A 10,183-nucleotide genomic window follows, 5' to 3' on the forward strand; every position below is an offset into this window, starting at 1 on the left:
AAAGTGAGGATGGGGGGCGCAAGTGACAAATGTCATATTCGTAGCACGCGGCTTGGTTTTGGTTAAAGTTTTCCCAATCGAGGGAAAGGAAACAGCTTGCCGACGTGGGTTGTGGTTCCCGCCGCGCCACACTTTTTGTTTCAGGCGGGAAGTGCCGTATAATGGAGAACGCCGCGGAGGGGAGGAGGCGGCCAGACTGCCCGGTGGTCCGCTGGCCGTTGAACCCCCGCTGACAAACCCGGGAGTCGTCAAGAAGGGGAGACCTCTTCCCGGAAATTGAGGAGGAGCCATGCGCGTGTTGCGGATCAATACCCGAACTCAGGAGGCGCGCTGGGAGGCCGTTCCGGAGGCCTGGCAACGCCTGGGGGGCCGGGGCCTGATTGCCTGGATCTTGTTGGACGAGGTCCCGGCCGCCTGCGATCCTCTGGGGCCCCAGAACACGCTCATCTGGGCCCCGGGGCTGCTGGTGGGGTACGGGTTGTCTTCCTGTGACCGCATTTCCATCGGAGGAAAAAGCCCCCTCACCGGTGGAGTCAAGGAGACCAACGCCGGGGGGACCACAGGGGCGGCGCTGGTCCGCTTAGGCATCAAAGCGTTGCTCCTGGAGGATCGCCCCGAGGAGGACGGCTGGTGGGTCATTGTGGTGGACGGCCAGGGGGTGCGCTTCGAGCCGGCCGACGACCTGGCCGGGCTGGGGGTGTATGCCGCGGCGGAACGGCTGCGCCAGCGCTACGGTGAACGGGCGGCCATCTCCCTCATCGGCCCGGCGGGGGAGATGAGGCTGCGCGCCGCGGGGATTCAGAACCTGGACCGCGATGGCGTGCCCAGCCGCATCAGCGCCCGCGGTGGGATGGGTGCGGTGATGGGCAGCAAGCGCATCAAAGCTATCGTTTTCGACCCGCCGCCGGACGCGCACCCGCAGGTGGCCGATCCCAAGGCCCTGCGCGAGGCGAAGAAGGTGTACACCCAGGCGCTGCTGGGCCATCCGCAGACTAAGGTGTATCACGATTACGGCACCGCGGCCATGACAGCCATGACCACCCAGTTCGGCAGTTTGCCCACGCGCGGGTTTTCGGCGGGCTTCTTCGAGGGCTGGGAGCGCATCACCGGCGATGCGTTGCGCGAGCGCATCTTGCAGCGGGGCAAGCCGGGCGCGCCTTCTCATGCCTGTATGCCGGGGTGCGTGATTCAGTGTTCCAATGTGTATGTCGATGAGCAGGGCCAGGTGCTCACCTCGCCGTTGGAGTACGAGACCATTGGCCTGTTGGGCTCCAATTTGGGCATCGATGACCTGGATGTGATCGCCCACCTGAACCGCGAGGCCAACGATCTGGGCCTGGACACCATCGAAATCGGCGGCGCGTTGGGAGTGGCGGGCCGGGCTGGCCTTTTCCACTGGGGCGACGGCAAACAGGCCCTGGCGTTGCTGCAGGAGATTCGCCAGGGCACTCCCCTGGGACGCATCCTGGGCAACGGCGCGGTGATCACCGGCAAGGTGCTCGGTGTGGAGCAGGTGCCGGCGGTCAAGGGACAGGGGATGCCGGCCTACGAGCCGCGGGCCATCAAGGGCACCGGGGTGACTTATGCCACCAGCCCTCAAGGGGCCGACCACACCGCCGGACTGACCATCCGCGCCAAGGTGGATCATCTTAGCCCCGAGGGGCAGGCGAAACTTTCCCGCAGGGTGCAGGTCAGCATGGCAGGCTACGACACCCTGGGGGCTTGCATTTTCGCCGGGTTTGGCTTTGCTGCCGCGCCCAAGGACCTCATCGCCCGATTGTTGCGGGCCATTTACGGCTGGGAGGATGTGGGGGAGGATGTGCTCAAGGCGTTGGGCACGGAGACCTTGCGGCTGGAACTGGCCTTCAACCGCCGCGCCGGGTTCACCGCGGCCGACGACCGCCTGCCCGAATGGATGACCCGCGAGCCGGTGCCGCCCACGGGCGCGGTGTTCGATGTACCTGAGGAGGATCTGGACGGCGTGTTTGCCGACCTGGTCTGAACAAGGGCGTTTCGCCCCTGAGGTGAGGAAACGACCGCGGCCCGGTGGTTTGACCAGCCGGGCCGCGTTTTTCGTGGTGGGGTTCAGGCGCTGGGGAATTTACGACCGGCGGAAGATGCGGCTGGCCGCCCACAGGCCTACCACGGCCATCCCGGCCAGGTCGGGGAGCAACCCCTGGGGCGTGGCGGAGAGCCAGAGTTCGCCGAGTAGGTGCACCATGCGGGTCATGGGCAGCGCCTCACTCAGCCGTTGCAACCAGGTGGGGGCAAATCCAGCGGGATGCTGGTGCTCGAGAGGAACATCATGGGAAAGAACAGTACCGACCCCACAGCCTGGGCGGTGCGGGCGGTGGGGAGGAGGGCCGCCAGCAGGTAGCCCAGCCCGCCCAGCACGGTGGCGCCCGCCATGGCTAAGGGATGCCGGGGTGGAGCCGGATGGTACACGGCGAAGCCAAGGGCCACGGTGAGGGCCACGGCGATCAGATTGACGCCCAGCGCCGTGGTCAGGTCGGCCAGCAGGTAAACGCGGGCGCTGAGCGGGGTGGCCTGAAAGCGCTTGAGCACGCCGCTCTCCCGGTCCGAGGCGGTTTTCACCGGCGGGCTCATCAGCCCCACCGTACCCGCCACCAGGGCGATGAGGGCCGGGGTGTAGGAGTCCACGAAGCCGACCCGATAGGTGGGGTTGATGGCGTTGCCGAAAGCCGCCCTAAAGAGCAAGAGCAACATGGGCGGGAAGGCCAGGGTGAAAAAGAGCGCTGCCGGTTCCCGGAGATACAGCCTGACCTGCGCCCAGGTCAGTTTGAGATAGGCCTGTCCATTCATCCAAACACCTCCTGACCGACTCATTCGCGCAACGGACGCCCGGTGAGCCGGAGGAACACATCTTCCAGGTTGGGTTGTCGCACCCGCATATCCAGCAGGCGCACCCTCTGGGCTTCCAGGTGAGTCACTAAGCGGGAAACCGCCCCTCGGCGGTCAGGGTGGCCTCCACGGTGTTGCCCAGCACCTTGGATGTCCGTCACCTCCGCCAGCCCTTCCATCAGCGAGGGGAGAAAGCGCCGGCGACGCGCAGCACCACCCGCGGGCCGAGACGCATGGCGCGCACCAGGTTGCCCGGGGTGTCCAGCGCCAGCAGCCGACCGTGGTCCAGGATGGTCACGCGGTCGCAGAGGGTTTTGGCTTCGTCCATGAAATGGGTGGTGAGCAGGATCGTGGTGCCCCGGTCGCGGATGCGGCGCACCAGGTCCCACATGGCGTGGCAGGCCTGCGGGTCGAGGCCGGTGGTTAGTTCGTCCAGAAAGAGCACCCGGGGACGATTGAGCAACGCCAACACGATGAACAGGCGTTGCTTCTGGCCGCCGGAGAGTTGGCCGAAGAAGGCGTGGCGCTTTTCCCACAGGCCCACTTCCTTCAGCAAGGTGTGCCGGCCTTCCCGCTCGGGATAGAAGGAAGCGAAAAGGTCGCAGGCCTGACCACCCGCAGGCGGCGGGGGAGGGCGCTTTTCTGCAGTTGGATGCCGATGCGTTGGCGCAGGCGTCGGCCCTCGCGCTGGGGGGCCATGCCCAGCACGCGTACGGTGCCCGCGGTGGGCGCGCGCAGGCCTTCCAGACACTCCACGGTGGTGGTCTTGCCGGCACCGTTGGGGCCCAGCAGGCCGAAAATTTCTCCTTCGTCCACGGTGAACGAAAGGCCGTCCACGGCCACGGTGGGGCCGTACACTTTGCGCAGGTCGTGGACTTCGATGGCGTAGCCCATAGCGTATCCTCCTGAGGGGGCTGATGGGTCAGTCGGTGCCCAGAATTTCCTTGAGGGCCTGGATGTGCCCGGCGAAGGCCTGCCGGCCGAGCGGGGTGATGGCCACATAGGTGCGGGGGCGTCGTGCGACGAAGGTCTTGGTGATGGTGATGTAACCGGCGTCTTCCAGTTTGCGCAGATGGGTGGCCAGGTTGCCGTCGCTGATACCCAACAGGTCGCGTAAGGCGGTGAAGTCCAACTCAGCGTCCTCGTCCAGGGCGTTCAGCGCGGCCATGATTTGTAATCGGGTGGGTTGGTGGATCAGCGTATTGAAGCGCGCCATGGCTATTTCCTCCGACCGCGGCGCAGGTACCATCCGACGCCGATGAGCCCGCCGCCGCCCCCGATCGCCATCCACCAGGGGAACCATTGGGGCAGCCCGTAGTAACCGAGGAGCAGCAGGATGGCGATGGCGACGCCGGTCCCGCTGAGAACCTTGCTGTGCACCCAGAACCCCATCACCCAGTAGCCGAGCATGGCGATCAGGCTGATGAGCAACCCCATTTGCGCTTCTGTAGGGGGCGCGGCGACCCACAGGATGGCGGCACCGAAAAAGAACAGGCCTAACCAGAACAGGCCGATCTGGCGCCCCAGGGCGGCATACTGGGGGCTGCGCACGCGCAAGGCGCGGCGCCAACTGACCCAAATTGTGGCCAGCAGCCCCAGCCCGTCCCCGATCATCCACACCTGGCCGGACCGATTGGGGAGCAGGGCTTCGCTGAGAAAGCCGATGGTCCAGACCACGCCCCAGATGAGGAAATACTCGGCCATGGCGCTCTCGCCCAGGGCCTGGCGCATGCGTTGTGCCGTTTGTTCGACCAGGGTCAGGGCCTCCTGGGCTTCTTTGTTGGTTATGGGTGTCGGCTTGTTCATGGGCTCCTCCTTTCGGGGTGGGCTTTGCGATGTGATGCGCTTTGTTGCGTCAAATACTTTGCAATGCAAAGTATATTGCAAAGCAAAGTGTTTGTCAAGGGGAGAGCGGTAGTACAATACGAGAAACTCGTTCTTTGCAGGAAAAATCGCGATGCCTTTCTTGCTCTTGCCGCTGACCGTTTTTGTCATCGCCTTTTTCTACGCCAGCGTAGGGTTTGGCGGGGCCACCGGTTACCTGGCCGTGATGAGCCTGTTCGATTTGCCGCCGAAGTTGATGGCTTCCACGGCGTTGGTGCTCAATCTGGTCGTCTCTTCCGTGGCTTTTCTGAACTATTACTCGGCGGGCCACTTCCGGTTTCGCCTGCTCTGGCCCTTTCTGGTGACCTCCATCCCGGCGGCTTTCATGGGGGGGTATCTGCGGCTGCACGATCAGGTTTATTTCATGCTGCTCTACGGGGTGTTGACTTTCGTGATGGGGCGGATGTTGTTTTTCTCCAGGCCTGGGGACGATCTGGCCTCCCGGAGGGCGTTGTCGCCCCTCGTGGGGATGGGCGTCGGGGCGGTCATCGGGCTGCTTTCGGGCATGGTGGGCATCGGTGGAGGGATTTTCCTCTCGCCTCTGATTCTGCTCATGCGCTGGGGCACCAGCAAGGAGGCCTCGGCCGTGGCCTCGGTGTTTATTTTCATCAACTCGGCCAGCGGGCTTGTGGGGCGGGTGTTGGGCGGCAATTTTCTGCTGAACAGTTTGGGCCTGACGCTGCTCCCGGCGGGGATCCTGGCCGCCTTTGGTGGCGCGTATCTGGGGGCGCGAAAGTTTTCCGGTGTGACGATGCGGCGTTTGTTGGGCCTGGTGTTGCTGGTGGCCATCAGCAAGTACTTTTACGGCGTGTTCTTTTCATAAGGCGGCCTGTGCGGCGGGCGCCGAGAGCCGCTCTCCAGGAGGTGAGGGATGGACTTTTTCACGCTGATCGAACGGCCACGCTCGGTGCGCGCCTTTCAGGCTCGCCCCATCGAGGAGGAGAAGGTGCGTCGTCTGTTGCGGGCGGCCCAACGGGCGCCCTCGGCAGGGAATTTGCAGGCGGTGGAGGTATTCGCTCCTACGAGGCCTGAGGTGAAGCAGGCGCTGGCTCAGGCGGCCTGGGATCAGATGTTCATCGCCCGCCAGGCACCGCTGGTGTTGGAGACCCTGGTGATGTTCTCCGGGGTGGACCTGTCGGCCAAGGCCATTCGCCAGCAAATCCTCGGCGGTGGACCTCATCATCCAGACCTCCCGCCTGCGCGATGGCTCGCGCAAGGTGATCGCCGTGACCGAGGTTTCGGGCATGGAAGGTGACATCGTCACCCTGACGGATATCTTCCGCTTCGAGCAGACTGGAGTGGACACGGACGGTAAGGTGTTGGGTGAATTGAAACCCACGGGGATTCGCCCCCTGTTCATGCCGCGGCTGGAAGCGGCGGGCTTTAAGTTGCCGCCGCAGGTGTTCGGCTTTGGCGATGTGAGTTTGCAGGGCAAGCGCCGGCGATGAGGACAGGCTCCCTTCTGGCTTCATTTTGCGGTAGAATTGGGTCATATGGAAGCCCGAACCTGTTGAGGAGCAAGCAATGACTCGTCGCCAGCAATGGTTTGCCATTATCGCGGCATGGATTGTCCTGGCCTTGGTGGGGGTGGTCATCGGTCTCAATCTAAGCAAACACCGGCTGTTGACCCCCGCTCGCCCGGCGGAGCCGCCCACCGAGGCCGCCACGGTGGACCCGGTTTCCCTGGCGGCCACGCTGGCCGCTCAGACGGTGCAGGCGCTGATGACTCAGAACGCCCAGAACGCGCCGACTGCCACTCCTGAGCCGCCCACCGATACGCCGGTTCCCAGCGCCACGCCGACGCCCATCTGGTTCCAGAGCCCCACCCCCTCGCTTACGCCCACCATCACGCCCACCCAGGCGCCCTGCCATCTGGCCTACTTCGTGCGCGAGACGATCCCCGACGGCACGGAGATGCAGCCCGGCCAGGCCTTCACTAAGACCTGGACGCTGCACAACGGCGGTAGTTGCACCTGGACGAAGGATTATAAGGTGGTGTTCGTGGAAGGCAACCCGATGGGTGGCGCGGAAGAGGTGCCCATGCCGTTGGAGGTTCCCCCCGGATATGAGGTGACCATCAGCATTTCCTTTGTCGCGCCCGCCGAGCCGGGGACCTATCGGGCCAGTTACAAACTACAGGATGACCAGGGCACCACCTTTGGTTTAGGGCCGGGGGCCACGGATTCCTTCTGGGTGGAGATTGTGGTGGTCGGCCCCACGGATACGCCCACCCCTGCAGCCACCGCCACACCTGCGCCTGCGCCCACGCCGTAAGCCCGTTGGGCCAAAGACGAAAACCAACCCCGGCACGGTGTCACCGGTGCCGGGGTTTTGGTTTCGCTTCCTGGGAGGGATTGGCCCTTGAGGGGGCTGGGGGAAGGGGCCTGACCCTGGTGTCCGGTGCCGACCCCTGGGGCTCAGGCCAAGACCACATGGAGGAGCAGGAAGCGCTCCAGGGTGGCGTAGAAGTCCTCCAAGGTTTCGGGCAGGCGAAAGCCGTGGCCCTCATCGGGGTACACTTTGTAGATGTGCGGCACGCCGCGCCGGCGGAGGGCCTGCACGATGCGCGCCGACTGGTCTGGCGGGACCACTTTGTCCTTGCCGCCCTGGAACACGGCCAGCGGGTCGCGGATGCGCTCGGCGTGGAAGAGGGGCGACCAAGCGCGGTACTTCTCGGCGGCTTCGGGCAGGGTGCCCACCAGTTTGGCGGTGTAGTGGCGCTCGAATTTGTGGGTGTCCAGGTCAAGGGCGAAGAGGTCGCTGACGCCGTAGAGGTCCACCCCGGCGCGGTAGAGGCCGGGATGGCGGGCCAGGGTGTTGAGCACGGTGTAACCGCCCGCGCTGCCGCCCAGGAGGACCAGGCGCCTGGGGTCGGCTAGGCCGCGCTCGGCCAGGATACGGGCCAGGCCCACGGCGTCTTCCACATCCGCTTCGCCCCAGCGGCCGTAGAGGGCCTCGCGGTAGCGCCGTCCGTAGCCGGTGGAGCCGCGGTAGTTCAGTTCGAGGTAGGCGTAGCCGCGGCTGGCGAAGTAGGCGGCCTGGGCGTTGAAGGCGCTGGTGCGCTGGGAGGTGGGCCCGCCATGCACGGAGACGATGGCCGGCGGTGGCGTTTCGCTGCGCTGCTCGGCGGGGACCGGCGCGTAGTACAGGGCGTGCACGGTGAGGCCGTCGGGTGCCTTCCAGGTGATGTCCTCGGGGGTGGGAAGGTAGGCGACTGGGATGTTCTCGGGGGCGCTGCGGGCGCGGGTCTCCCAGCGTTGGTCGGCGAGGTGCCACACCACCACCCGTTCGGGAATCAGGGGGGAGGAGGCGAGGAAGGCCACGCGGTCACCCTGGAGCGCGGCGGCGGGCTGGCGCAACCAGGTGTAGGGCGCGGGGTCGTGCTCCTGCACGCTGCCGTCCAGCCCCACGAGCAGGATGCGGCTGAAGCCGGCGCGGTTTTCCAGCACGAGCAACCGTTCGGGGGTCAGCCAGGCCAGGGTGCGCAGGCCCTGCACCCAGGCAGGGAGCATCAGGCAGCGGTCGCCGAGCAAGGGGCGGGTGGTGCCCTGCTCCAGGTCGTGCAGATAGAGGGTGTCCCATTCTTCGTCCTGAGCCAGGTAGGCCAGATAACGCCCGTCGGGGGAGAAGGTGGGCTGGAAGATGGGGGTGCGTTTGTCCCCGGCCAGGTGGCGGGGCACCTCGAGGCGGCCTTCGCGCCAGGCGGCGAGCATCAGGCGGGTGCCGTCCCAGGGCATGTTGGGAAAGTCCCACTCTGCCCAGGCCAAGTAGCGCCCGTCGGGGGAGAAGGTGGGCTGCATGTAGAAATCGGCGCCATAGGCGATGCGCTGGGGCCAGCCTTGGCCCTGCGTGGGCACGGCGGCCAGGGCGTCGTGGTCCTCGTAGGTGTGCACGAAGACCAGCCAGGCGCCGTTGGGGGAGAAGACGGGGGAGGCGGCGTGGCCGAAAGCCGGGGTGAGGGGGCGCGGCTTGCCGGTGGAGAGGGGCTGCACGAAGAGGCGTTGCTCGGCGACGAAGGCGACCTGCCCGCGACCGACACCGAAGGCACCGCCGCCGTAGCCCACGCCGGGCCGCAGGGCGTGGTCGCGGAAAAGGTCGCGCGGCGCGTCGCCCTGGCGTTGGGCCACCAGCAGGCTGTGCCCGCCGCGGCTTTCATCCCAGACCAGGGTCTGGCCATCGGCGTCCCATTGGACATCGTTGAGGCGGTATAGGGCGGCCAGGTCGTGCGGCGAGATAGGGGAGGGCCAGCGTCCGTAGGGTTCAGCCATGGTGCAAATCTCCTGAAAATGATGTATGCGTAAGTATAGCGCAGAAGTTGGGAGAAGGATGGCAAGCCTCAGGCTCCGGATGGCCTGTCTGGGGGATTGGCCTTTTGGGGCCGGGCACCACGGGGCGTGTGATGATGGTCACAGCCCGGGTAGGCTCTTTGGTAGTCTCCCGGTTAAATGTTGCCAGCAGAGACGGGCACAGTAGTCAGCAGCTCTTTAAACAGTTCAGACATGATCTGTCAGGCCGGCAGCCATAGCCGGTGTCCGAGGAAACCAGCGGCGCTGCGGATGATCGCCGACCTCAAGGCGCAAGGTCTTGAGCGGACGGATCCGGTTGTAAACCATGTCTCCCCAGACGGCAGCAGATCGGTACATCTCGAGGGCCTGGGAGTAGGCCGGCGTCTTCCGTGTGAGGCGGCTGCCCAGATGGCGCGCCGGGAGATGGGGCGCTCTCCATCCCATCGGCCGTGTTGTGCTCCAGAAGGCGGAGGACATCTTCTTTGTCTCCGTAGACGACGCGTAAGCGGAGTCCCATGACACGCCCCTTCTCCCGCTGTTGGACCATCTGCAGGTAGGGCCGGCTATCCTCAGACCGTTGCTTGGTCGGCGGTCGCCCTCTCCCGGCGTATGCCGACTCCTTCCCGTAGACTTCGAGCATCGCTTCGCGGATGCCCCCGCAGCCATGGGAAACGGTCGGAGGCGGGGCATCGGGATGGTCGCGCCGTTTCAGCCTTTGAAACGCCTCGATGGCGGCCTCGGTTTCCCTCTTGCCCATCCCGCGGGCCGCACGCCGTCGCGTACTCGGCTCGATCATCGTTGCCCGCCAAAACCCTCCCTTTTCCTCGGTTTCGGGGTAGCCTTTTTTTGCCCTTGTGTCCCACGTAGGACCAGAGGGCGTAGGACCAGAAGGCGTCCCGTGGTCCCTGATCCAGGTGGTACTCGGTCATGAGCATCTCTTCGATCTGTTCCGCATGCTGAGCGGCAGCCCGAAGCCAGGCCAAAATCGTGTCCTCTTTGTGCCCCTTCACCCGCGCCAGGCTGCTGATGCGAACGCCTTCGGCGATGAACGTCCGGGGCTCAATGATCTCCTCTTCGGGCGTCCGGCGACGATAGAAGATCGTCCCCTTGGTCTCGGTGAAGGTCTGCTTGCAGGTCTTGCACCGGTATCG

Annotated in this window: 10 protein-coding genes and 1 pseudogene; 5 read left to right on the forward strand and 6 right to left on the reverse strand. The window is 65.4% G+C overall.

Translation table 11 applies throughout. The annotated features are described in order from the left end of the window. The first annotated feature begins 289 nt into the window (after positions 1-289). The gene (locus tag G4O04_04140) at positions 290-2,002 is read left to right on the forward strand and encodes an aldehyde ferredoxin oxidoreductase (GenBank protein ID HEY57714.1); all 1,713 of its coding nucleotides are present in this window, start codon (positions 290-292) and stop codon (positions 2,000-2,002) included. 242 nt (positions 2,003-2,244) lie between these two features. Here G4O04_04140 and G4O04_04145 read toward each other — a convergent pair whose 3' ends face one another. The 5 genes and pseudogenes from G4O04_04145 to G4O04_04165 all read right to left on the reverse strand — a co-directional run bounded on the left by G4O04_04145 (position 2,245) and on the right by G4O04_04165 (position 4,668). Next, positions 2,245-2,823: an ABC transporter permease gene (locus tag G4O04_04145; protein HEY57715.1), complete on the reverse strand. Its 579-nt coding sequence runs from the start codon at positions 2,821-2,823 to the stop codon at positions 2,245-2,247. A gap of 20 nt (positions 2,824-2,843) precedes the next feature. Continuing rightward, complete coding sequence (locus G4O04_04150) at positions 2,844-3,023, reverse strand: hypothetical protein (GenBank protein ID HEY57716.1); 180 nt, start codon at positions 3,021-3,023, stop codon at positions 2,844-2,846. Between the two features lie 17 nt (positions 3,024-3,040). Continuing rightward, positions 3,041-3,756: pseudogene (locus tag G4O04_04155) on the reverse strand (ABC transporter ATP-binding protein). A 28-nt stretch (positions 3,757-3,784) separates the two neighbouring features. Continuing rightward, positions 3,785-4,078, reverse strand: coding sequence for a transcriptional regulator (locus G4O04_04160; protein HEY57717.1), 294 nt, complete (start codon positions 4,076-4,078; stop codon positions 3,785-3,787). Between the two features lie 2 nt (positions 4,079-4,080). Beyond that, positions 4,081-4,668 (reverse strand): hypothetical protein, encoded by a 588-nt coding sequence (locus G4O04_04165; protein ID HEY57718.1) that lies wholly within the window; start codon positions 4,666-4,668, stop codon positions 4,081-4,083. A 151-nt stretch (positions 4,669-4,819) separates the two neighbouring features. Here G4O04_04165 and G4O04_04170 point away from each other — a divergent pair, with 151 nt between their 5' ends. The 4 genes from G4O04_04170 (at position 4,820) to G4O04_04185 (ending at position 7,020) form a co-directional block, all read left to right on the forward strand. Next, complete coding sequence (locus G4O04_04170; GenBank protein ID HEY57719.1) at positions 4,820-5,569, forward strand: sulfite exporter TauE/SafE family protein; 750 nt, start codon at positions 4,820-4,822, stop codon at positions 5,567-5,569. A gap of 48 nt (positions 5,570-5,617) precedes the next feature. Continuing rightward, positions 5,618-6,001 carry a nitroreductase family protein gene (locus G4O04_04175; protein ID HEY57720.1) on the forward strand — a complete coding sequence of 128 codons (384 nt, stop codon included), beginning with the start codon at positions 5,618-5,620 and terminating at the stop codon, positions 5,999-6,001. After that, the gene (locus G4O04_04180; GenBank protein HEY57721.1) at positions 5,991-6,194 is read left to right on the forward strand and encodes a hypothetical protein; all 204 of its coding nucleotides are present in this window, start codon (positions 5,991-5,993) and stop codon (positions 6,192-6,194) included. The genes G4O04_04175 and G4O04_04180 overlap by 11 nt, the downstream gene beginning before the upstream one ends. Positions 6,195-6,270: 76 nt before the next feature. Continuing rightward, a complete protein-coding gene (locus G4O04_04185) occupies positions 6,271-7,020 on the forward strand; it encodes a hypothetical protein (protein HEY57722.1) in 750 nt (249 codons plus the stop codon). 143 nt (positions 7,021-7,163) lie between these two features. On the opposite strand, the gene G4O04_04190 is transcribed toward G4O04_04185, so the two are convergent. Next, the gene (locus tag G4O04_04190) at positions 7,164-9,014 is read right to left on the reverse strand and encodes a S9 family peptidase (GenBank protein HEY57723.1); all 1,851 of its coding nucleotides are present in this window, start codon (positions 9,012-9,014) and stop codon (positions 7,164-7,166) included. Between the last annotated feature and the right edge of the window lie 1,169 nt (positions 9,015-10,183).

This window comes from Anaerolineae bacterium, from assembly GCA_011176535.1.
Classification (GTDB): domain Bacteria; phylum Chloroflexota; class Anaerolineae; order Anaerolineales; family DRMV01; genus DUEP01.